21 protein-coding genes, 1 tRNA gene and 2 pseudogenes are annotated in these 22,924 nt (G+C 57.5%); 13 read left to right on the plus strand and 11 right to left on the minus strand.

Annotated elements, in window-relative coordinates; genetic code table 11:
- Positions 1-681: 681 nt before the first annotated feature.
- Positions 682-1,062 carry a DUF3175 domain-containing protein gene (locus B5525_RS11730; protein WP_079573247.1) on the minus strand — a complete coding sequence of 127 codons (381 nt, stop codon included), beginning with the start codon at positions 1,060-1,062 and terminating at the stop codon, positions 682-684.
- Between the two features lie 170 nt (positions 1,063-1,232).
- Between B5525_RS11730 and B5525_RS11735 the strand changes: the two genes are divergently transcribed.
- The 3 genes from B5525_RS11735 to B5525_RS11745 all read left to right on the plus strand — a co-directional run bounded on the left by B5525_RS11735 (position 1,233) and on the right by B5525_RS11745 (position 5,239).
- The gene (locus tag B5525_RS11735; RefSeq protein ID WP_079566150.1) at positions 1,233-2,738 is read left to right on the plus strand and encodes an MFS transporter; all 1,506 of its coding nucleotides are present in this window, start codon (positions 1,233-1,235) and stop codon (positions 2,736-2,738) included.
- A 6-nt stretch (positions 2,739-2,744) separates the two neighbouring features.
- A complete protein-coding gene (gene otsB / locus B5525_RS11740) occupies positions 2,745-3,587 on the plus strand; it encodes a trehalose-phosphatase (protein ID WP_079566151.1) in 843 nt (280 codons plus the stop codon).
- A 191-nt stretch (positions 3,588-3,778) separates the two neighbouring features.
- A complete protein-coding gene (locus B5525_RS11745) occupies positions 3,779-5,239 on the plus strand; it encodes a trehalose-6-phosphate synthase (RefSeq protein ID WP_079566152.1) in 1,461 nt (486 codons plus the stop codon).
- Between the two features lie 15 nt (positions 5,240-5,254).
- Here B5525_RS11745 and B5525_RS11750 read toward each other — a convergent pair whose 3' ends face one another.
- Positions 5,255-5,599: a hypothetical protein gene (locus B5525_RS11750; protein ID WP_079566153.1), complete on the minus strand. Its 345-nt coding sequence runs from the start codon at positions 5,597-5,599 to the stop codon at positions 5,255-5,257.
- Positions 5,600-5,786: 187 nt separating this feature from the next.
- On the opposite strand from B5525_RS11750, the gene B5525_RS11755 reads away from it, so the two are divergent.
- Together B5525_RS11755 and B5525_RS11760 are read left to right on the plus strand one after the other, a co-directional pair.
- Positions 5,787-5,876: transfer RNA gene (locus B5525_RS11755), tRNA-Ser, on the plus strand.
- Positions 5,877-7,019: 1,143 nt separating this feature from the next.
- Positions 7,020-7,226, plus strand: a complete 207-nt coding sequence (locus B5525_RS11760; RefSeq protein WP_079566154.1) for a hypothetical protein — start codon at positions 7,020-7,022, stop codon at positions 7,224-7,226.
- A gap of 97 nt (positions 7,227-7,323) precedes the next feature.
- On the opposite strand, the gene B5525_RS11765 is transcribed toward B5525_RS11760, so the two are convergent.
- Entirely contained in the window at positions 7,324-7,995 is a 672-nt protein-coding gene (locus B5525_RS11765) for a hypothetical protein (protein ID WP_079566155.1), read from the minus strand.
- Between the two features lie 733 nt (positions 7,996-8,728).
- On the opposite strand from B5525_RS11765, the gene B5525_RS43775 reads away from it, so the two are divergent.
- The 4 genes and pseudogenes from B5525_RS43775 (at position 8,729) to B5525_RS11780 (ending at position 12,907) form a co-directional block, all read left to right on the plus strand.
- Positions 8,729-8,968 carry a hypothetical protein gene (locus B5525_RS43775; protein ID WP_154073161.1) on the plus strand — a complete coding sequence of 80 codons (240 nt, stop codon included), beginning with the start codon at positions 8,729-8,731 and terminating at the stop codon, positions 8,966-8,968.
- A 352-nt stretch (positions 8,969-9,320) separates the two neighbouring features.
- Positions 9,321-10,774: pseudogene (locus B5525_RS11770) on the plus strand (IS1182 family transposase).
- A 318-nt stretch (positions 10,775-11,092) separates the two neighbouring features.
- Positions 11,093-12,076 (plus strand): ABC transporter substrate-binding protein, encoded by a 984-nt coding sequence (locus tag B5525_RS11775; RefSeq protein ID WP_079566156.1) that lies wholly within the window; start codon positions 11,093-11,095, stop codon positions 12,074-12,076.
- 270 nt (positions 12,077-12,346) lie between these two features.
- Entirely contained in the window at positions 12,347-12,907 is a 561-nt protein-coding gene (locus B5525_RS11780; protein ID WP_172899852.1) for a hypothetical protein, read from the plus strand.
- Between the two features lie 413 nt (positions 12,908-13,320).
- Here the strand turns inward: B5525_RS11780 and B5525_RS45800 are convergent.
- The 3 genes and pseudogenes from B5525_RS45800 to B5525_RS45810 all read right to left on the minus strand — a co-directional run bounded on the left by B5525_RS45800 (position 13,321) and on the right by B5525_RS45810 (position 15,242).
- A pseudogene (locus B5525_RS45800) lies at positions 13,321-14,518 on the minus strand (type I restriction enzyme endonuclease domain-containing protein).
- Between the two features lie 27 nt (positions 14,519-14,545).
- On the minus strand, positions 14,546-14,887 hold the full coding sequence (locus B5525_RS47165; protein WP_197687915.1) for a type I restriction endonuclease subunit R: 342 nt from the start codon (positions 14,885-14,887) through the stop codon (positions 14,546-14,548).
- A gap of 13 nt (positions 14,888-14,900) precedes the next feature.
- Positions 14,901-15,242, minus strand: a complete 342-nt coding sequence (locus tag B5525_RS45810; protein WP_197687916.1) for a type I restriction endonuclease — start codon at positions 15,240-15,242, stop codon at positions 14,901-14,903.
- 235 nt (positions 15,243-15,477) lie between these two features.
- Between B5525_RS45810 and B5525_RS11790 the strand changes: the two genes are divergently transcribed.
- On the plus strand, positions 15,478-16,041 hold the full coding sequence (locus B5525_RS11790; RefSeq protein ID WP_172899853.1) for a hypothetical protein: 564 nt from the start codon (positions 15,478-15,480) through the stop codon (positions 16,039-16,041).
- 107 nt (positions 16,042-16,148) lie between these two features.
- Here the strand turns inward: B5525_RS11790 and B5525_RS45305 are convergent, their stop codons facing one another.
- Both B5525_RS45305 and B5525_RS11795 read right to left on the minus strand, forming a co-directional pair.
- Complete coding sequence (locus B5525_RS45305; RefSeq protein ID WP_172899854.1) at positions 16,149-16,319, minus strand: hypothetical protein; 171 nt, start codon at positions 16,317-16,319, stop codon at positions 16,149-16,151.
- 231 nt (positions 16,320-16,550) lie between these two features.
- The gene (locus B5525_RS11795) at positions 16,551-17,333 is read right to left on the minus strand and encodes a DUF3800 domain-containing protein (protein WP_154073162.1); all 783 of its coding nucleotides are present in this window, start codon (positions 17,331-17,333) and stop codon (positions 16,551-16,553) included.
- 418 nt (positions 17,334-17,751) lie between these two features.
- Here B5525_RS11795 and B5525_RS11800 point away from each other — a divergent pair, with 418 nt between their 5' ends.
- Complete coding sequence (locus tag B5525_RS11800; protein ID WP_154073163.1) at positions 17,752-17,925, plus strand: hypothetical protein; 174 nt, start codon at positions 17,752-17,754, stop codon at positions 17,923-17,925.
- A gap of 52 nt (positions 17,926-17,977) precedes the next feature.
- Here B5525_RS11800 and B5525_RS45310 read toward each other — a convergent pair whose 3' ends face one another.
- Positions 17,978-18,283 (minus strand): hypothetical protein, encoded by a 306-nt coding sequence (locus tag B5525_RS45310; protein ID WP_079566160.1) that lies wholly within the window; start codon positions 18,281-18,283, stop codon positions 17,978-17,980.
- Between the two features lie 519 nt (positions 18,284-18,802).
- Here B5525_RS45310 and B5525_RS11810 point away from each other — a divergent pair.
- Positions 18,803-19,189, plus strand: coding sequence for a hypothetical protein (locus B5525_RS11810; protein ID WP_154073165.1), 387 nt, complete (start codon positions 18,803-18,805; stop codon positions 19,187-19,189).
- 736 nt (positions 19,190-19,925) lie between these two features.
- Here B5525_RS11810 and B5525_RS43785 read toward each other — a convergent pair.
- A complete protein-coding gene (locus B5525_RS43785; protein ID WP_154073166.1) occupies positions 19,926-20,303 on the minus strand; it encodes a hypothetical protein in 378 nt (125 codons plus the stop codon).
- A gap of 222 nt (positions 20,304-20,525) precedes the next feature.
- Complete coding sequence (locus tag B5525_RS11820; protein WP_154073167.1) at positions 20,526-21,152, minus strand: PEP-CTERM sorting domain-containing protein; 627 nt, start codon at positions 21,150-21,152, stop codon at positions 20,526-20,528.
- 1,195 nt (positions 21,153-22,347) lie between these two features.
- Between B5525_RS11820 and B5525_RS43790 the strand changes: the two genes are divergently transcribed.
- Positions 22,348-22,572, plus strand: a complete 225-nt coding sequence (locus tag B5525_RS43790; protein ID WP_154073168.1) for a hypothetical protein — start codon at positions 22,348-22,350, stop codon at positions 22,570-22,572.
- The last annotated feature ends 352 nt before the right edge of the window (positions 22,573-22,924 follow it).

The raw sequence follows: 22,924 nt of genomic DNA on the forward strand, positions 1-22,924 counted from the left end.
GCGCTCTTGACGAACAGCGCCGGATGCGGACGGCAAAATCGTGTGGTCCTGACGCCTCGACGCCGGCGTCAAGTTTGCGGGTTCATTCGCAAGCGACGGTGACAAGAAAGCCCGATCGCCGGGGAGAGTACGACATAAGCCGTAAAACCATTGCGCGGGGAATGCCGGGTGTTTCCCGGTGTGACCTGACAACGCGTGTGCGTTCTACCACACTCATTGCACACGCGGCTATCGGGCGCATCGGACGCCCGGCATTCCCTGCGCCCTCTGAACGGAGAGGGCGGAACGAGCAGGCAAGACTCGCGCGAAACATGCGGCGAGATCGTGAAAGTGTGGCTGGCTTCACCTCGCCCCGCGTGCGGGGAGAGGTCGGCGCAAAGCGCCGGGTGAGGGGGACTCTCAGCGAGTCGGGCTTGCAGAGAGTCCCCCTCACCCGCTCGCAAGATGCTCGCGACCTCTCCCCGCAAGCGGGGCGAGGTGAGAACGACGTTCTGCTGTTTGACATGTAAATCGGGAGCAAATCATTTGCGCACGCACGTTCGCCACCCGAACCCACCCTGCGCACCAGCCCGTCAGCAGTCGTCGCCCGGCTTGACCGCGCGATCCAGTATTCCAGAGATGTTGGCGACAGAACCGAGAAGCCGCGGCGTACTGGATACCCGCCTTCGCCGATATGACAATTCACTCTCTCCCGAACTGCCGCTTCAATTCGCCCTTGGCCCGCTCCAGCCGGTCGCGTTGCGTCTTCGGCAGGCCCTTGCCGGCACGGTTGATATAGAAGGTCAGCATCGACAGCGCCGAGCGATAGGCGCCGGCCTTGCGGCGCGAACTCCGTTCCGCCGAGCGCTTTAGTGATGCCGCGATCTTCTTCGGATTGGTCAGCTTGAAGACGCCTTGCTTGAGATCGAGCGCATCGCTTTGCGCGGTGACGCGCTGCGACCAGCGTTTTGACGATGTCCTTTTGGCCGCCGTTTTTCTGCCCGCTGAACCGGCCCTCCGCGTCAGTCGTTTCGAGCTTCTTCGTGCAGTGGTTTTGCGCGCGGTCTTCCTTTCAGCCATCATCGACTCCTTTCCGTTTGAGCCAAAACGGCAGCAGGCCCAAATCGGTTCCTTTGCCGCCATGCGGGAACCCGGTTGTCCTTGCGGCGTTGACCCCGTGGCAGATAGGCCGCATTCACGCTTGAGAGCCCCGGAATGCAGCAATCCCGGGCGTTTCCTCATTGGTCCGATCGATGGATTTGCAGCTCAGCCCGGCGGTCGATGATAGCGCGCCCGACAATGCTCACATGTCGGCGCCGGGGAGGCGTAACGGCGATCGCGTCATCGAAACCAGCATTCCCGCGCGTCTCGACGGTTTGCGCTGGAGCGGCTTTCACACCCGTGTCGTGCTGGCGCTCGGCATCACCTGGATCCTGGATGGGCTCGAGGTCACGCTGGCGGGCGCGCTTTCGGGCGCGCTGAAACAGAGCCCGGTTTTGCAATTCTCCAATTTCGACGTTGGCCTCGCCAACAGCGCCTATCTGGCGGGCGCGGTATGCGGGGCGCTGGGCTTCGGCTGGCTCACCGACCGGATCGGGCGCAAGAAACTGTTTTTCATCACGCTCGCGCTCTATCTCGCCGCGACCGCGGCCACCGCTTTGTCCTGGGGCGTCGCGAGCTACGCGCTGTTTCGGTTTCTCACCGGCGCGGGCATCGGCGGCGAATATACCGCGATCAATTCCACGATCCAGGAGCTGGTGCCGGCGCGCTATCGCGGCTGGACCGACCTCGTCATCAACGGCAGCTTCTGGATCGGCGCGGCGATGGGCGCGACCTCCGCGATCGTGCTGCTCGATCCGCTGCTGATCGGCCCGGATCTCGGCTGGCGGCTGGCGTACCTCACTGGCGCCTGTCTCGGCCTCGTCGTCTTCGTGATGCGGATGTGGATTCCCGAAAGTCCGCGCTGGTTGATGATCCACAGCCATCCCGAACAGGCGCATGCGGTGGTGGAAGACATCGAACGCTCCGTCAAGGGACACGCGCAGGACCCAGGTCGGCACGCTTGGCCGAAGATAAAACTGCGGATGCGCGACCACACGCCGCTGCGCGAAGTGGCGCACACGCTGTTTTCGACCTATCGCCGGCGTTCGCTGGTCGGACTGGCGCTGATGATCGCCCAGGCGTTCTTCTACAACGCGATCTTCTTCACCTTCGCGCTGGTCCTTACCGACTTCTACGGCATCGCCGCGGACCAGGTCGGATGGTACATCCTCCCCTTCGCCGCGGGTAATTTCCTCGGGCCGCTGTTGCTCGGCCGCCTGTTCGACACGCTCGGCCGCCGCGCCATGATCACGCTCACCTATGGCGTGTCCGGCGCGCTCTTGGCGCTGTCCGGCTATCTGTTCTCGATCGGCGCGTTGAGCGCGCAAGGCCAGACTATTGCATGGATGGTCATCTTTTTCTTCGCTTCCCCGGCCGCAAGCGCGGCCTATCTCACCGTGAGCGAAACCTTTCCGCTGGAAGTGCGGGCGCTGGCGATTGCGGTGTTTTATTCGATCGGAACCGGAATTGGAGGCGTGGCCGGCCCGGCTCTGTTCGGCGCGCTGATCGATACCGGATCGCGCAACAGCGTTTTTGCGGGCTACCTGCTGGGGTCGGCCCTGATGATCGCGGCGGCCGTCATCGCCTGGCGTTACGCGGTCGCGGCCGAGCGGCAGCCCCTCGAATCGGTTGCACGCCCGCTGGCCTTTGTGGAGTAGAGTGAGATGAACCGGGATTTGGTAGACCAGGATGTGGCCGAGGTGCCGTTGCAACAGGATATGCCATCGCCCGACGAAGTGCCGGCGAACTTGACCGCGAGCGAACTGTCACGGCGGCTGGACGAATTCGCCGTCCTGCTCGATATCGACGGCACGCTGCTCGATCTGGCGCCGACGCCGCGCGAGGTGTGGGTGCCGCCGGGACTCGCGAAAACCCTCAACCGGCTGCTCGAAAAGACCTCGGGCGCGCTGGCGCTGGTCAGCGGGCGTTCGCTCAACGATATCGACCTGATCTTCGCCCCCGAACAGTTTCCGGCCGTCGGCGGCCACGGCGCGGAAATGCGACTCATGACGGACAGCGAATCGGTCGCGACCCACGCCCCGCCGATGGACAAGGAATTGAAGCGGCGGCTGGCGGCGATCGCCAAACTCAGCCCCGGAATCCTGCTGGAGGACAAGGGTTACTCGCTGGCGCTGCATTACCGACTCGCCCCGCACGCCGAAAAGGCGATCTTCGAGGCGGTATCGCTGATCAGGGCCGACCTGCCGAACGCGCCGATCGAGGTGTTGCCCGGCAAATGCGTCTGCGAGATCAAGCATTCCGGCTTCAACAAGGCATCGGGCGTCATCGAACTGATGACGCATCAGCCTTTCAAGGGGCGTCGGCCGATATTCATCGGCGACGACGTCACCGACGAGAGCGTGTTTGCGATCATGCCTGATTTCGACGGCCTGGCATTTTCCGTCGGCCGGCGCGCGCAAGGCGTCGCCCGCCATTTCGACGAACCGCGCGACGTGCGCGAATGGCTCGCGCGTCTCAGCGGTGGCGATACTGCGGCCGAACGGTGAAACGGAACTCGAAGAAACGACTCGAGGCGATATCAGTCACCCAAGCTGTCATTAATCCAATGTCGTTTCGTGGTGGAACGGCCGGGTTCCGCCGCGGCTCAGCCTGAATTTGGTTTCATTTCGTTGAAAGGGTGACGAGGAACCATATTGATGAATGCCAGTTAAATACGCGAGCCATTCAGGAGGGACCGGTGAACCTCGTCGTCGTTTCAAATCGCGTATCCCGGGGCAAGGCCAATGAGCCCATGACAGGTGGGCTTGCCGCTGCGCTTCTGCCGGTGGTGGAAAAATCCGGCGCGATTTGGGTGGGCTCCTCCGGTCGCGTCCGCGATGGTTCCCAGAAGGAACCGTTTGCCGAAATTGAAGCACTCGGCGCCGGCGCGCTAGCGATGCTGGATCTGCCGGCAGCGCATTACGGCGGATATTATGAAGGCTTTGCGAATTCGGCATTGTGGCCGGCGTTGCATTCCCGCTCCGACCTGATCCGCGCCTCGCAGGAAGATTATCTCAGCTATCGCGAAGTGAACGCCTTCATGGCGCGCGCACTGCTGCGCTTTCAGAAGCCCGACAGCGCGTTCTGGGTCCAGGATTATCATTTCCTTGCGCTGGGCGCGGAATTGCGCGATCTCGGCGTCACCCAGCCGCTCGGCTTCTTCCTGCATACGCCGTGGCCCGCGCGCGCCGTCATTGAAGGCGTGCCGCATCATCGCGAATTGATCGAGGCGATGCTGGCCTACGATCTGATCGGATTCCAGACCGGCGATGACTGCGAGAATTTCCTCGACTATCTCCAATCGGAACTCGCTCTCGAGGTCGCAGACGGCTGCGTCGCCTCGCGCTTCGGCACAACCCGGGTTGCGGTATTTCCGATCGGGATCGATCCCGAGAAATTCGCACAGCAGGCCGCCAAGGCGCTGTCGCATCCCGACGTGTCGCGGTTGCGGCGCAGCCTGCACGGCGAGAAGCTCGCGATCGGCGTCGATCGGCTGGATTATTCCAAGGGGCTGATCAACCGCATCAACGCGTTCGACCGAATGTGGACCACCCAGCCGCAGCTAGCACGTACCGTTTCGCTGCTGCAGATCGCAACGCCCTCGCGCGGCGCGATCGAGGCTTACGGCAATTTGCAGAGTGAGCTCGCCAAGCTCGTCAGCGACGTCAACGGCCGCCATGGCGAGGCCGACTGGACCCCGATCCGCTATCTCAACAAGGGATTTAGCCAGACCGTCCTGGCGGGGCTTTATCGAACCGCCCAGGTCGGCGTCGTCACGCCGCTGCATGACGGCATGAATCTGGTCGCCAAGGAATATGTCGCGGCCCAAAATCCGGCCGATCCCGGCGTGCTGGTGCTGTCGAAATTCGCCGGTGCCGCCAACGAACTGGACACCGCACTTCTGGTCAATCCCAACGACATCGACGGCATGGCGCGGACCATCGCCACCGCGCTCTCGATGCCCCTGATGGAGCGGTGCATGCGCTGGGAAGCGATGATGGAGAAGCTCCACGCCAGCACCATCCAGGGATGGTTCGCCGATTTCGTCGACGCCTTGCAGCAGACCCAGAGCGACCCCTGCGGACCAGAGCCATTGCCCGCGGAGCCGCCTGCGCCGTGGCCGCTGCGCTCGGTCAACAGCGGCGTTCGGTATCACTAGCGTTAGAAAGTCCGGCTAATAACAATACGCGACGCCATTGAGCACAGGGCACCGCGCCTTGTCGGGCGCGCTCGGATTGTCCAGCGGCACAACGCCCTTGCCCTGGCCGACGAACACGCCCTGTCCGACGACGACGGAGGATTTATTGCCGATGATGACGCTCGGATGCGGCGACGTCAGGCTGGAGCGGGTGCCGTCGGCCCAGATGATAGCCTGCCCGGAAAAGATCCCGCGCCGGCCGTCGTCGCAGATGACGTCGGTACCCTGACGGGTACAGGCCTGCGCCAGCGCGGGCGCGGCGCTGCCCGCCAGCATCGCCGACATCAGGACCGAAAACGCCAGCGCCCGATCGATGGTCATATTGTCCCTCCGCCCGTTGAATCGCGGCCATATTCTATCGTCGCCGGTAACCGGGTTTCGGTTCAGCCCCGCGCAAGTTCAAATCCTGGAAAAATTACACAATTTATTCAATAGGTTGCTGAAATATCGACGATCCCGGCCGCACTCACTTGCAAAAGTCGCCATGGCCCTTCAAGAGGGGGCATCCGGAGAGATGGCCGAGTGGCTTAAGGCGCACGCTTGGAAAGCGTGTGTGCGGGAAACCGTACCGTGGGTTCGAATCCCACTCTCTCCGCCAGATAAATGTATAAGTACTTGATTTTACGACGTAATTATAAAAAATTCGGTCCAGACGCACAGCCTGACGTACAAACCCAGTAGATTTTTTGTGGTTCGCCGCCCCACGACAACAAGTGGTCTGAAGCATGTTGTGACTATGTGGTACCTCCGGGCAGCCTGTGCCGTGACAGGGTAGTACACCCCTTTGCCCAAGCTTGTCGCACGAGGTTGCGACATTGTTGTCGCCATTAATGAACCTTCACTTAATCATCACTTCTCCCCTCATTCCCCCTTCACAGAAAGAATGACGGAGTTGAAGCTCGGCAATGATCCCGTGGGGGTTGCGAGTTCTCATGAGTTCGATTTCCACCCCGATGATAAGACGAGGAGTGGCAACAATCCATTCCAACCCCCTCGGACGATGCCAACAGACCGCAGAACAAATTCGATCTGTAACGACCGTGCAGAGGGGGCCGGCAGATTAGCTCGGGCTGAAGCGAGCTCACCCGTCGTGCCCGGGTCGCGCGGCGATCGGCCGTTGTCATTGCCACCTATGTCACCGGCCACGTCGAGCCTCCCAAGGGCGACTTGGTGCTGTTCTCAGCGAACACTGGCAGCGGCAAGAAGCTCCGAGGTGATGTTCACTCAAGGCGAGCTTGCGGTCGCTGATCTCTCGCTCGACAGCGCAGCAGCGATCCCGCTGACGTTGTCGCTAGTCGATCCTGACGGGCAGGGGGGGCCAAAACCTTCGCCCCGAAGGACCGGGACCGGTAGCTTAGAAACCTATTTTTTTACGCAAAATTCTCAAACTTATTTTTTTGGTGTACCGCGGTTTCGACCGGTCACGACGCCAGGTGGGGCCGTCAAAACTGTATAAAAATATGGTTCGGGACCCGGCTGGTTCGCACGCAAAATCTCCTATTTTCTAAACCAAAAAACCAACTTGAGTGAGTTGCCTCACCGCCCGCGTCCCCATCTGCGCCGCCGCCGGACCAGCTACCGGCCCTCGACTTGGCAGCTAGATACGAAGAAGATGCAGGCGGTGGGGGGTGGTCCAATCTCTGGCGAACTGCCGCCTTGCGCACCGGCCCTACTGCCACTCAGGGATTTTTTTCATAGGCGTAGATTTTTAAGGCCAATTTGGCACTTACGACCAACGGGCTTGGACGATCTCGCCATCACGCGCTTTGCCTGGCAACAGAACCGCAACGAGCTCAGTGTGTTGTCGGTATTCGGTCGGGTCGGCAAGCTCGTTGCTCTTGCGCTGCTCATGATGCGGCTCAGTTTCGAAGCATTATTTTTCCGCGCATCTGGTCCAGTGAGGGGGATACAAAAACTTAGCGAGGAAGGGCTCGCACCGGCAGGTTAGAACCTCATTTTTTTACGCAAAATTCTCAAACTTATTTTTTTGTGTGCTTTGGTCCGTCTAGTCAAATCCATGTGGGGGGTGGCCAAAACGCCCACAACTATCCTTTGAACAGCACAATATCAAACATCACCACTTTTGAGTCGGGATCGAACTCTGGAGATGGGTCCAGTAGCCTTGTTATCAGTAATTCCTTCCTTCCTGCACTGTTCAGGATTGGATCCTTCTCATTGTAGGGATCGTTTTCAAAATACATTTGCGTCACGAGCCTGTCGTGCCGACCGCTCACCTGGAAGTGGATGTGTGCCGGACGGATCAGGTCAGGTCCAGCAGGATAGGCTGCCGGCTTGATTGTCTTGAATCGATAGCGGCCTTGCGGGTCGGTGGCCAGCACGGCAGAGCCCACGAAGTTCGGGTCGAGCGGTGCCGGATTGGTGTCGTTCGGATGTGTGTAGCGCCCGTAAGCATTGGCTTGCCAAACTTCGACCTTCGCGTTGCGAACGGGCTTTCCCGCGAGGTTCAGCACGCGCCCCATCACGTTGAGCACCTGTCCATCTGCGTGGCCAGTCCGACCCGGTACTCTGGTCAGATCGAAGTTTCTAGTCAGCTTATTAAGCGGATAGAAGGGCCCAAGGATTTGAGCCGGTGTCCGCCGCAACGCCACTTCCGCAGCGGTAAGATTGGTTGAAAAGGCCACGCTGGAGCCGGCGAGTACAATGGACATCTTTAGGATCTCGCGGCGGCTGAGATCACCGATTGAGTAGCTGCCCATCTGCTCCTCCGAGAAAATTCGACCGATTTTTTCAGGGTGACGCGGTGAACAATAGCATTCCGTGGGGGCTTTCGGAAATGAAAGCGGCAGGCTCCGCTCGGCATTCTGCCCTCACTCTTCACAACCGCCATGTCCGAATGCACGAAACGGACATGCCGGAGCGGCCTGACGATGTCTGCTGTTGAGGGTAGAACGGACGTGCCGCGCGAGCCCTGCCACTTCCGATTTTGACCCCCAACGGACATTGGATAATTTTATTATTGCTTCGGTTTGAATTTTGGCGGCCACGGCGTTGGCAGCGGTTTGTCTGTTTCCACGACGTAGATGGCAAGCACTTTCGTGCTCTGGTCCCCGACCCCCAACTTCGTGCACAGCGCCGCGGGTACCGAAATCTAAAGCATAATTTAGTGGCACCGGCGGATTGCGAACCCATGTGAGTGTTACGGCTTCGCCGTTCCAGTGAATCATAGTGGCGCTCCCCATGTCTAACACCTCCGCAAAAGTCGCTATCGCATTGTTCATGGTCTTGACCCCACCTGCCGCATCATTTGCGCGAGGGGGCGGACACGGAGGCGGACACGCGGGGTTTGCGGCAATGGGAGCATTTTCGCGACCCGCCGGTTCGGCGGGTACGGGAAATGTGCCGATCAGTGGTATTCCGCGCGGTCCTGGGAACGCTGGTGGAATAAACAATTCTACGGTCGATCCAAGTGGCATAAGCAACGCTGCCAGGATGACAACGCTGCCGCAGCCGCTCATAGAGGCCCCGACGCAGCCGGGTGGTTCGCGAATTCCGGCCGAACCTCCGGCGATGAACGTACAACAGCAAGCGCTGGGGGAAGAATCCGGGGGACATTCCCAGCCGCGCGGCGATCAAGTGCCATCGGAGAAAAACCTGATGAATCCGAACGATCCGGTCAACAAGGAGAACGCGGCGCTCGACCGCAAGCTCGACATTTGCCGTGGTTGCTAAATATCCGCTCCGCCATCCGGCGCGATCAAATTGGGCGAGATGCAGAAGCTAGAAAGACGGTGGCCCAGCTCCTTGAGATTGAGCCCGATTTCCGAAAATCTCAATGGGTAGCTCCCAGTGGTCAATGGCAGGCTCAGATGTTTATCGACGGTCTCCGCAAAGCAGGACTTCCAGAGTGAGGTTGCCGGACTTCCGGTGTTGGCATTTTCGGACCTCGCGCGATGTCCGTTCTTAGGTGGCTTTCGGGGGGAAAGCGGACGTAGCACGGGCATCGCATTTTTGTAGCGAATGACCCAGACTGTGTGAAAACCTGACCGATGCTATGATTCCCTTGCTGAATCGCGGGGGGATGATGAAGGGTTTCGTTCAAGGGGCGGATCGCCAGCAACGACACTGTTACCGGAATGCCTTGATGATTGGGTGGACGAGAGCAATCCTGTTCGCGCGGTCGATGTGTTCGTCGATGCGCTGGAACTGCGCGAGCTGGGGTTCGATGGCGTCAACCCGGCGGCGACCGGCCGGCCCGCGTATCATCCTTCGGCGATGCTCAAGCTTTATATCTATGGCTATCTCAACCGGGTCCAATCGAGCCGGCGGCTGGAGCGTGAGGCTGGCCGCAATCTGGAAGTGATGTGGCTGACGGGACGGCTCGTTCCGGATCACAAAACCATCGCCGATTTCCGCAAAGACAACGGCCCCGCCATCAAGAAGGTCTGCGCGCAATTCGTTGCCTTGTGCCGCAAGATGGGTCTGCTGGCGAAAGCGAGCGTTGCGATCGACGGCAGCAAGTTCAAGGCGGTTAACTCGCGCGACAACAACTTCACGAAGGGAAAGATGGAGCGGCGTCTGGCGCAGATCGAGGAGAGCGTTGCGCGCTATCTGAGCCAACTTGACACAGCCGATCGCCAGACAGCTGCCGGTGAGGTGCCGTCGGAGGAGCTTGTGGCCAGGACCACGCGGCTCAAGGAGAAGCTGATCAAGCTCGAAGAGGAGGTCAAGCGCCTCAAAGCGATTGAGAAGGAGATGCTTGCCGCGCCCGATCAGCAGGTCTCCTTCACCGATCCTGATTCCCGCTCGATGGCGACCAGCGGGCGCGGCTCTGGGATGGTCGGCTATAACGTACAAGCGGCCGTTGATACGACGAACCATCTGATCGTCGCGCATGAGGTGACCAACGTCGGCACCGACAAGTCGCATCTTGCGAACATGGCCAACCAAGCGAAGGCGGCATTGGAGGCAGAAAACCTCGAAGCCTTCGCCGATCGCGGCTACTTCAAAGGCGAGGAGATCCTCGCATGCGAAGAGGCTGGCATCACGGTCACGCTGCCAAAACCGCAGACATCGGGGGCAAAGTCCGAAGGCCGCTTCGGCAAGCAGGATTTCCGCTATGTGGCCGAAGAGGACATTTACGTTTGTCCAGCCGGTGAGACGCTCATCCACCGCTTCGCGAACGAGGAAAATGGATTGGTCCTGCACCGCTATTGGAGTAACACGTGCCGGACCTGCGCGCTGAAGGCTCAGTGCACGAAGGGACCGCAACGCCGCATCACGCGTTGGGAACACGAGCACGTTGTCGATGCTGTGCAGGCCCGCCTGGACAAGAATCCGGACGCGATGCGTACTCGCCGCGAGACAGTCGAGCATCCGTTCGGCACGCTGAAGATGCGGATGGGGGCGACGCACTTTTTGATGAAGACGCTGCCCAAAGTGGCGACTGAGATGGCGCTGCACGTGCTCGCCTACAACCTCACGCGCGTGATGAACATCGTCGGTATCAAACCGTTCCTCGCAGCGATCCGGGCTTGAAGAGCGTGTCATGGTGCGCGCCGTGAGACCGCTAAGGTCGCTCAGCACGGCCCGAGGCTGCGCCCGGATTGACTCCAGACTCGATACAGCAAAAATAGGCTCAGCCGGTCGCGTCGAGGTCCGTCACGCCCGGTTGCTTGCAGTTATTGGGGTACGAAAAACGTTTCCACACGGCCTGGACCCGGAGCTGACTTTAGCGCCGGGGAAGATCGTCGAATTTGCACTTCCTGAGCGTGACCCATTTTACGTACACCCCGGAAACGATCTGCTATTATTTTGGAATACACAAAGGATGATCCTCCAGGCTTGGCTGGTCACATGAAGCGTCGCCATTTCATCACGCTTCTGGGCGGTGCGGCAGTTTTATCGCCGCTTGCGGCACGCGCGCAACAGCAGGCGGTGCCGATGATTGGATATCTTAGTGTCGGCTCGCCCGAGTCTGCCGCAAGCAACGTGGCCGCGTTCCGCGAAGGCCTCAAGGAAGCCGGCTATGTCGAAGGCAAGAACCTGCTGATCGAATATCGCTGGGGCGAAGGCCAAAATAATCGACTCCCGGCGCTAGCGACCGAGTTAGTTCGCCGTCGGGTAGCAGTCATTGTTTCGGCAAGCGGGACCCCATCAGTACTCGCAGCAAAGGCCGCGACAGCAACAATTCCGATAGTGTTTTCGGTCGGCACGGACCCGATCGCATTTGGGCTTGTCGCCAGCCTAAACAAACCGGGCGGCAATCTCACGGGCGTGACCTCATTGTTCGACGAGGTAGCATCGAAGCGGCTGGAGCTGGCGCACGAACTGATGCCCGCGGCGACGATCATTGCCTTGCTTGTCAACCCGACCAACCCCAATTCCGAGACGCAATCGAGAGACCTGCAGGAAGCCGCCCGGAAGCTTGCGCTGCAACTGCATATCCTGCGCGCCAGTACCGAACGCGATCTCGATGCGGTCTTTGCAACCGTTGCCCAATTGCGCGCAGGGGTGCTCCTAATCGGCGGCGATGCTTTCTTCGGGAGCCGGAGCGGGCAAATTGCTGCACTGGCGGTGCGGCATGCGATTCCGACGATTTCCTTTTTGCGTAGTTTCGCGACAGCCGGGGGATTGATGAGCTACGGAGGCAGTCTTACCGACGCGGACCGGCTGGTCGGCGTCTACACCGGCCGAATTCTCAAAGGCGAGAAGCCCGCCGACCTGCCTGTCCAGCAGTCCACGAAGGTCGAGCTGATCATCAATCTTAAGACCGCGAAGATGCTTGGGATCGCTGTGCCGCCCAATTTGCTCGTCGGTGCCGATGAGGTAATCGAATGACGGTGCTGAGAGTCTGGAATGCGCACCAAAGCGGACATCCGCCGACCACTCTGAATCTATGGGTTCACGCCCTAGCTTAGCTAGGTTGGCTTAGCCGGGGCCTACCGGTGTTCAATTATCCGAGGATAAAGCACCTATTGCAGTCGATAGGAGTGATATTGGCCTCCTAACTATGCAGAATCCGTTGTTCCGTTAAGAGAGGCATAGCGATTTGCCTCGCGGAACTTGGAACGCATTGATCGCCTTCGCTTTGACTCAGCGGAGGATTTCATGGCCCGCGTTTGGAACACACCTGTTTTCATCCTTGCCACCGTGTATTTCATTGTCGACGGTGTATTTTCTCACGTCACGCAACCGGTGACCGTTTGGATTGCTAAAAAGAAGATTTTCGAGGGAACGCGACTCTGGATCGTTTCTTTGCGGCCGTATCCTTCGCTCGCGCTTTTCGCCGTGCCGGTTATCATTCTGGAGCCGGCAAAGCCTTTAGCGGGGTATTTGATTGGGACCGGTCATTTTTTCGCCGGCGCCGTTATCTTTATCGCAGCGGAAGTTTTGAAGCTCACACTCGTCGAGCAGCTGTTTCAACTAAATCGAGAAAAGCTCCTGTCGATCCCAGCTTTTGCTTGGGGATATCAATATTGGCGCCGCATGATGGACGCGGTCCAATCGATGGAAGTTTGGAGGGCTTCACGACGACTGGCGGCCAATGCCGCATACTTAGTGCGGATTCGTTGGCTTCAATTTAAACACGCACAAAGATCCCATCCGTTCCGTTTCGCGCGGTCAGAACCAAACGTCCGTAGGCGCCATGCCGTCCGCCACCACAATTAGGGAAACGCGCCGGACCTGCCGGTCGCTCCCGACGAGGTGATTGAGTAAAGCTTTTCACTTCCGGTAATGGCACAAAGCTGACGTAACCGCCCCTTTGGTGAATGTCCGTTGTTGAGGGAAGAGCAGACGTCAAAGATTTGCTGCTTGAGGTCTACTTCAACCGGAACTAGGCGCGTCGTCAGACTTTCGGGGGGGTGGTCAATTCTCTGGCGCGACGAGGATGCGGACCGGTGGGACTCATTCATACGCAAAAAATCGGAATTGAATAGAAAAAGCCCACCTGGGTTCGGCAAGCCAGCATTATCGAAGTTGAGGCTTTCGAATTTGTGGTTTGGAAATTCAATCATGCTGCCCACTCAGCCGATAACGCCTCAGCCTGCTGCAATACGTTTTGGACCGCAGCGTCCTGCAAATCAGGTGGAAATCCATACTGCGTAGCAGCCTTTCACGTGCAGCCGAATGTTGGCGCGGGCACTGTCTCGATGCATCCAATCCAACGACACATTGCCTTTGATGACGGTCACAAGCTCATGGGCTATTACCCTCAACGTTGGTTCGCCCATCACCTGCCGCGCGCTGTCATTTTCCGCAAGCGCGTCGTAGAAGGCGATTTCTCCGTCGCTAAGGCCCGTCCTCGCCTCGGGCGCGTACGGCTCGGATATCCTTTGCAAGCCTTATCAGCTCTTCCAGGACCTCCGCCGTCGTGATGGCGTTCGTGTGATAACGGGCGATTGCCGCTTCCAGTCTCTCCGAAAACATCTTGGACTGCGTGACATTGCGCTTTGACTGCGATCTCACGTTCCCATTGATCAGCTTCTTTAATGCCTCTTTAGCGAAATTCTTTTTGTCGCTATTTCGTACCTCGGCGAGGAACTCGTCGGACAGGATCGAGATATCTGGGCTTTCCAGTCCTGCCGCCTTCATGATGTCAACAATCTCAGTCGAGACGACAGCACGGCTTACCAGTTGCTGAATAGCCAGTTCCCGTTCGGCGCTGCTTTTCTTGCCATCCCCCGGCAAATTCTTAACAAGCGCGGCCCGAATGGCTTGAAAGAAACCTACCTCCTCCCTAATAGCTCGCGCTTCTTCACTTGTTGCTGCCAAGGCAAAAGCCTTGGACAACGCCGCCACGCCATCAGCAAAGCGTCGGTGTGCTCGCTTCTTGGTTTCGTCACTGGTTTCCTTCGCGGCATCAGCTTGCTGAGCCGTTAGGACCCAATCGATTGCTCCAGCTATAATTGAAAGGCGCGTCTGGGCCGTGGAAGAGCTAGCCAGAGCGGGACGATAATCGAACCCGCCCTTGGTGTCGGGACGAAACATTGCCCTCACGATCTCATACTTCTCCAACAGGACCCGAATGGCCTCCGCCTCATTGATGCCGACCTGATCACCGCCGTGACCCGCATATTGCCCAAGCGCGCTTTGAAGGTTCTGCGCGACGCCGATGTAGTCCACGACCAGACCGGCTGGCTTGTCCCGGAACACTCGGTTGACGCGGGCAATGGCCTGCATCAGGCCGTGGCCCTTCAAGATCATCGCGGTCGGCAGCTTGTTGCGGAGTTTGCCGCAGCAGGTCTTTGCACATGCTAAAGGTGCTGAACAACTGATCATCGAGATCGTTGCGGTCGGTCAGCACGATTAGGGGGGAATCTGCATCGCCGGGTGCTTGACGATCTGTCTCGCATAGAACGCCATCAGCAGGCTCTTGCCTGAGCCTTGCGTGTGCCAGATCACTCCCGCCTTGCGGTCGCCCTGCGGCGCGCTCGCCGCCAGCGTGCGCGTCACCGCATGACGCACGGCGTGGAATTGGTGATAACCCGCGAGTATCTTTGCGACGTCGCTGCCGGTATCGCCAAAGACAATGAAGTCCTTGATCAAATCGAGAAAGCGGCGGCGGTCGATCACACCCTTGAGAACGGTCTCAAGTTCCGGGGTGCCCTTGGATGCAATATCCTCACCTGTCACCGTCCGCCACGGCATGAAGCGCTCGCGGTCAGCGGTCAGCGGTCAGCGACCCTATGCGGGCCGCAATGCCATCAGAGATCAGTAGAGCGGCATTTGTGCGGAACAGGGATGGTATTTGCAACTGGTTGAAGGCACCATCAAGCGTCGCGTTCTCGTCGCCGGGGTTCTTGAGTTCGATCACGCCAAGCGACAAGCCGTTGACGAAGATCACCACGTCTGGGCGACGGTTCGCCTTGTTCTCGATCACTGTGTATTGATTTACCGCCAGCCAGTCGTTCGCGTCGGGGTCGTCGAAGTCTATCAGGCGGACCAATTTGCCGCCGATCGAGCCGTCCGCGCGGCGGACATCAACTGGTACGCCGTCGATCATCTAGCCATGCAGGCGGCGATTCTCCGGCACCAGCGACGGCGTATCGGCCTGCATCAACTTGGCAAACACTTCGGCTCGCGTCTCGCCCGACAGTTACGGATTGAGCGTGGCGATCGCAGCATGAACGCGAGCGGCTAATGGTACGTCGCCATAGCTGCTACGTTCAGGCGTTGGGCCGTCAGGGCCGATATCATTCCCATTTATCGTCGTGTATATGACATTCCACTTTGAGCGTATGAGCGCGCTTTTTAAATTCCTGATTTATGTCGCAAACCACAATTTCCAATTAGTTCTTTCTGACGATCAACACGACCTTGGGAAATCCGTTCCGGAAGAAACGTCTGATTCGGCATCCCAGATCAACGAGCACACGGCGGGTAAAATGGACCTAGAAAGGATCGAGAAAAAACTGCGAGAAGCTCAATTCTTTTTGGACAAAATGAGGGACCAAGAGAGCAGAGCCGTCGGCGACAGAGACCCGTTCGATTTCTACCTCAGCGCTTGTCTCAGTGCGGCAAGGACCGTCGATTATCGATTAAAGCACGAACAGCCGACCTACAATGGCTGGCGCAAAAATTGGGATGCAAGCTTGAGTCCGTCAGAAGCAGGTCTGGTCAAATTCATGATCGATGATCGAAATGTCGAAGTCCACGAGAGTGGTTCTTCTCGCACCGTTAAGACCGAGGAAATTAAAATCGTCGGCGACACCTATTCTGATAAATCCGGCACTTTCTATGTGAGCGGACCACCCGGCTGCCGGCACCAATCATCTATAAACCTGGCTACTTCTTCACGGTAGATGGGATTGAGCAGAAGGCTACCGAGGCGTGCGCCGAATACGTGGCACGACTAGATCGGGTGCTCGCAAAGTTTAAAGGAACACCCTGATTTAGGATGCGTCGATGCTCATGCAGCATTGAGGCCGACGCCTTGCGGCGATCCCTCCAACTCGACTTCCAAATCTAGGACGATATCGTGGAGCAAACGTGCCGCGAGCGGATCAGTGGTCTCTTGCTCCATCGCTCGATAGCGAGCCACCTGATTTCTGCGCTCCTTCCAACTTTCGCTGTCAGTCATGGTGATGTCCCCCCATGCTCTGATCCCCCAGCGGCGACATTAAAACAAATCATCCGGGGCGTCCGTCTAGTAACGGACATAGTTCGTCGGTCTAGTAACGGACATAGTGTCCAGGACCCTGACCCGCTCGGCAAGGGCCTCGCGCGCCGCGATAGCTTGATCCGCGCAGCCGCTTCTAGGGAGCTTGGCATTGACGAATGCGGCGAGAGATTCAAAAAACTTTGGATAGAATTATGGGAAGCGCATCTTCGTCAAAGCGGCAAGATCGCTAAGACTTCGTACGTCTTTGCCCATAATCGCTCCCGTGCTCCTTGGTACGCCGGCGGCTATATCCTGAAAAATCGGACCGTGGCTCTGGATGATTCCCAGGTATGGACATGCGGGAAGCGTTATATTCTTCCTGTGGAAGCGAAACTTGTTTCTCAAAGATCTACGACTGTAAAAAACAAAAAAATCCGCGAGCTGGATTGCCCTACTATGAGATTTCGGAACGATGCTTATTGAGCGCAGCGTGCCTTCAAAAACGGGCATCTTCGCCATTCTGTGAAAGTACTGCTCTATTTCGGAATTATTGGTATTTCCCGTTTCCAGCAGAAAGGAAATTCCCTCTTGTTTAATCGCAGGGGCGACGGCTGGGTTAGTCAGTAACCTCGTCATTATGGCGGCGAATGCCACACCAATCGGCGACATCCTGTCGAACGCCCCCGGCTGAAGCTTCTTTCCTTTTTTCAACCCTTCTTTTTCAACGGCAATGCTAATCCCCGCCAATGCCAGATGGGATGCGGAAAAAACCTCATCGGTAAAGCTTAGCTTTCTGACCTTACTCCAGCCCGCGAAAGGCTGGTCGGTGTCATGAAATTGCTTGGCATGGAAAACTTCCACGCCATGACCATTCATCGCAGCGTCTAGCTTCGGCTCTGCCTTCTCCCATTGGTTCATATGAGCCAGAAAGCCACCAAGCGTGACAATTGGCAGTCCGCTAGTCCCACTGTCATCTAGATAGCATTGAAACACGGATACCGGCCTTTCGGCGGGTGATCCGCCGAAGCCTGAGGCTCCCCGGACCCGATAGAACGACTCACCCGCGCGCTACCCACCGTAGCACGCAAAGTATAAAATCGCCGTCACTTGGCGGGACAACTAACCTCGCCTCCGCTTCCAAATAAGGCGGCGGATGGAACCATCCACTCCGCTCGCGCTTAACGCCACCGGGTCACATTTCACATGCAGATCCGTGTCCGGCAGGGTCATAGCGTTTGGCGTCGACAAATGGTTGAGAGGTTCGCTTCCCCGCAGGTTTTCATCCAGCGATAAACCAAACGCCAGCAACGTTGAGAAATAGCCTCACGCATGTGTCAAGGCTTGTTACGACATCGTAAGTTGGCGTTCAGAGGGAGCAGGTTAGACTTGGGCAACCATGATGGGTAGCTCAATGTACTCAACCGAGGAATTTGCGGCGTTGGAAATCATGTGCCGTGATCGGGCTACGCTTGCCAAAAAAGAAATGGAATTTGCAGAAGCGGAATACTGGCTGGCAGAAGCAGAGGAATGGAAGCAACTCAAGAACGCGCATGCTTGGCGCACCCTCATCGATCACGCATCCTGACTCGACGGAGCCATCGGCCGCCGAAAAGCGGCCCTGGCCCTCTTGATTGTCCTCAATGACGAAGGGCTTGCGATCCAATGCTGACGGTGAAGCCTACAGCGACGAGGACCGACTTGCACGAATCGATCAATCGGAGCCGCGCCACGAGTTCTTCCTGAGTGGTGATCTCGTCGTTGATATGCGCGGCGCAGTCGATCAAGTCGGAAGCGGTATCCTCAAAGCAGCGATACGACAGTCCGAGCTGATGGTGCGGCAACTTGCCCTCCTGCCAAAGCACCCGCGTCAGAACAACGCTGACGGAGTCAACGTCAAAAACATTCCCAAAATGATTGCCTGCAGCGCGGTCATTTGCGGTCACTCGGGAAAAGAACCGGCTTACAATCGAATTGTGGAATTTCGGGAAAGTACAGTCCGAATGCACGAATTGCGTCGCGCTTGTTGACGTAGTTTCACCTCCCCAAAACGCACCAACCCGCGCGCCGCAGGCGCACAAATGAACCGCGCGCTCGGCACGAGTGTGATGTTTCGTGATTGAGCAATGTTGACCACGCACTCAGTCTGAATTGAAGCAGGATGCCCCCATCACCCCCGTGCCAAGGCATTGGTGACTGAGAGTTGTTGCGCCCGCGCCCAACCAAGGGAACCGTGTTATGCTCAATCGTTCCGCCCCCTCGTTTTTCCATGGCAAAGCTTCCAGTGAGCGTCCGTTCTGTGCGGACTGCGAGTCTCCAATGATCCTTTCGCGTCTTCAACCGGATAAGCCCGGCTTCGATTTGCGCACTTACGTCTGCCTGATGTGTGCCGCGACCGAAAGCATCGTCGTCACCATTTCATGAGCTGCGAGAATCTGGCCTCGCCCTCCACATAGGAAGCTGCCATGCCGTCTGTTGCTCGTGTGACGTACATACCGCTGAAGGCCTTGGCGACTAATGTGATCGCGATTTTCTCGCGTTCGCGCCGTAAAAGGCGCAAGCGCGATTCAATGACACCCGTCCCGCTCGTCAAGCCTCTGTACACCCTCGATGAACTTGCGGAGCTGCGGCGCACCATGCTGCGCTACGCTCGTTCTTTTCCGCTGGGAAACGAGCGCAACCAACACCTGCAGATAGCTTTCTCGCTGCGTAGGCTTTTCAGGAACGAGAAGTGGGCGGCCGCGCACATCATCAAGGGTTCGCAGTCGGATTCAATGTCGGCAAGCCGCAGCGCCTTCACGCGCTGGCGCTTGCGCAGGCCCGCGTTCTTTAGCCGCGACCGCGCGGCCTAGACCTCGTATCGCAGTGACAAGAAAACACGAGCAATTAGGGGATACACTTCGCGCCTGCTGGTGCAACTCCTCAGGCATCCTGACTCGGCGGGGCCATCGGTCGCCCGCGATTCAATTTCGAACAAGGCTTCGGACGATGCCGTGGCACGAGTGCCGCGCGGAAAACTGTTCCGAATCGGCTGTTTGTGACAGTCCGATCACGGTTTCATGAACGGCCAGCCGGACGGATTCTGATTCTTTCGAAAAGCCAACGCGTGGTATGGTTCTGTTCGTTTAATCACAAAAAAAGGGAGGACTTCCGATGGCACAAGCACCGAAGCATCCCGCGCATCCGGCGCAGGAGCATCATCACTCAGCCGCTGCTCACCACCATGCCGCCGCGCATCATCACCATCAAGCTGAGCACCATCACGCTGTTGGCGAGCACACGGAGGCAAAGCAACATGCAGCTGCGGCTCACGAGCATAGTGAACTAGCTCACAAACATACGGCAACTGCTCACACACATTCTAATAAATGACGACTAGACCGCGTTGCTGGCGCTGGCCGTCGAATACGAGCGCCAGTTAGCCTTGGATTTGTTCCACGATCATAGCTGATCTTCCTTGCATCCGACCCCTAGCGAGATCTGTTCGCTAGGCTGGCGCAGCACTTGAACGTGCTGGCGTCGGAAGTCGCGCGCGCGACGTCAGCGAAAAGAGCCGACGACGCTTCTTAGTTTGTTGCGAAAATCGCCTCATTGTAGAAAACGTCTTATCAAATAAATTGCGATCCGGGCGATGAGCCAGAGCCAGCCAATTTCTGCTACTGCGACCGCGATCAGATAGACAGCGGAAAAAATTCCATAGTCTCGCTGCGGCTTTATCTCGCCGCACACTGAGTTGCCGAAATCAAGATCAAAGGGCTTATCGGATACGGAACATGTTCCTGCGAGGCTCGCTTCCCAGGCTTTTAGATCAGACTGTGATCGCTTAGCCTGTGAGGCGCTGCTGGCTATAGCCGCTCGCCCTCTAAGAGAAAAAGTGCGCCGAAGACCGGGATGCAGCAAAAGACGAGCAGAGACGTTATTGGACATAGGATCACCCGGTACAAAGGATAATTCACGGTTTTCCATTCCTCGTTTTCATGAGCGGTCTCCGGCCGTCCGCTCCTGTAAGCATCCCCCGTTCGTGGCGGGATTGTTGTTGCTGATGAACATAGGCGCGGAGACGCAACAACTCCCTATATCGGGCGTGAAGATTTCCAACTTTGTCCTCGGTGCTGAGTAATTTGATCGGCTTCAACTATCGCTCCCGCCATCTATCAAAGACGAATCGGCGCAACCGGTTGCCGGTTGTCAGGCGACGGCGAACGCTCTTTCTTTCTTGCGACGGCTGGTAAGCCAGCCAAAGCCACCGAGACCGATCAGCATCATTGTCCAGGTGGGCGGCAAGGGCGTGGCGCTGGCTTCCACCTTTTCGACGCCCCAACCTTCATCACCAAGGCCCTGAAAACCGGCGTGGTCGCCGGTCAAACTCAGGTAGGAAAAGGTGAGAGTATTCAAACCGACATTCAGCGGTAGACCGGCGAAGGTGAAAGTTTCTTTCCCACCGTTCCAGCCGATGCCCGTACCGTTGTTCGTGGGGTTAGAGAGGCTCGCTCCGAACGGATTAGAATAAACGTTAGCTTGCGATCCGCTGTTGCTGCCGCCACCGAGATTGAACGTGCCCAGAAAGACTTGCTTGTCGTTTAACTTCAACGAAAAATCATCTTCGTAGGCGTTTTTCCCGTCGAGGCTCCCGTATCCATCCAAGATGAAGGAAAGCTCCGATGTGGAAGCCCCCGAATTGAAATTCAGCGTGAAGGATTGATCGGTTGCCATAGCGGCGGAGGGCCCGTCGTAAATTATGGTGGCTTGTGCGGAGGAGACCACCAGCACCGCACACGCCAATCCAGCAATCGTCGAACGAGCTAGAAAACGCATCACATGCTCCCCCTGATCAAAGAGATCGAACCGAATGTGATGCAATGCGGAAGATGGCAGGAGGGTACCAAACTGTAAATGAGTTTTTTTAAGCAAGCTGGACTGAAGCGAAGCGTTGCCTATCAGACCTAGGAACTCTGAATATTCTTCAGCCACCGTGTGAAGTGGCAAATAGTGCAGATATTTGCGGGTAAAAGCGGCAAGGACCGCCAGATATTATTGGGCGACCTGCGATAGATCTGCGCAAAAGATCATCGACGGTGAGCGCTAAGTTGGCATCGCGCGCCCAAAATTGTTGCGGCGAAGGAAGCAACTCCTCGCTCGCGAGAAAGTTAACTGCGAACCAGCAAAACGCCTTAAATAGCTGGCGTGATGGGTTCGGACAATAGAATTAAGGAGAAGCGCTTATGGGACCGGCGCTGGACGAAAGAGTTTTCGACGGATTCACAAAGCTAGACGGACCCGGGCATGAACCAGAGGCGTTACAGCACCTCCGAAAGGAATTGAAGCACATTCGGCTAGAGTTGGGAGAGCTTAAACGCACCGGGTCCCAAGTGGGACTGGTTAAATTGACTTCCGATGCACTCGCGCTTTCGATGCGGATAAAGCGCCTCGAAACATCGTGTAATCTCCGTCGCCGCTTTCGCGTTGCCCAGACCTATTGTTCAACTCGCTATAAGGACAATTGACCTCGCCACTTCGTAAATGCCGAAGCCGATGACCGCCGGCAGCGCAAGCACGAGGGCGACCCCGATTGAAAAACGAAGATCGGCTTTGGCGCTCAGCTTTTGGGTCGAAGTCGTTCGATGCCTCTCCGAGGAATCCGTCGGTGTACGCTGGATGCAATGCGGATGATGCTTGGCATCCAAAAATCTCATCGGCTGGATTGCCGAAGTTTGACACGATCACCGGTGTCCAGTTCGACCGACGCTGATTGATCATTGATCTCTCCGAATTGCCAGACACATTGGCACAACGGAAAGCGTCGGATTCCGTTCCGGGACATCCCAATTCGATACTATCGTCTCTCCGGTTGCAGAGTTAAATCCAAACCGTATAAATCGCCAGCATTCGCCTAATAAACCAGCATATGGAATTGCATTAATCGAACGCGGAAGTTTGACCCTGGCTGAGTTTCATCTTATAATTGCGGCATGGCGGCAGGATTTGCTTTGAAGGTTCGGAAAATTAGATCATGAAAAACGCTTTCCGTGTTTTACCTGCGATAGCTTTGGCCGCCGCGTTGGCGTTTCTTCCGCAGCCTTCTCTTGCCAATTGTGGTATTGACAAGGACGTGGGCAATGGCTGCGCAAAGGGCGCTCCGGCTCCTCTCCTTGGCGCTGGTCTTCCCGGTCTTGCGGCAGGCATAGGTTATGGCGCTTATTGGTTAGTGCGGCGTCGCCGCCGCAACATTGGCTAAAGCAGTTTTGATTTGAGAGGCCGCCTTACATTGCGGCCTCTTTTTTATTTCGTGCTGATGTCGCCGGTCACGGGCTCCGCTTAGCATTAAACGTGCATCGCCTTACCATCCGAAAAGTGCCGGTGCCAAAGGGCTGGGGTTGGTCGAACCCCTCAGCACCGGCCTCGCGTCGCGCTCCCAACAGCAGCGCCAGCGTCGCAATCGCGAACGATGGAAATATCAACAAAAAGTCCGATCATCAGGGCCGCCAGCATTACGTGCTGCTGGTGACCGAAGGATCAACCGTGCTTTCCGCAGTCTTGACGGCCGCCGTTGTTGCAGCTGCGCCAAGGGTCGGATGAATGGTTTTGCG

It is taken from the genome of Bradyrhizobium erythrophlei, assembly GCF_900129505.1.
Classification (GTDB): domain Bacteria; phylum Pseudomonadota; class Alphaproteobacteria; order Rhizobiales; family Xanthobacteraceae; genus Bradyrhizobium; species Bradyrhizobium erythrophlei_D.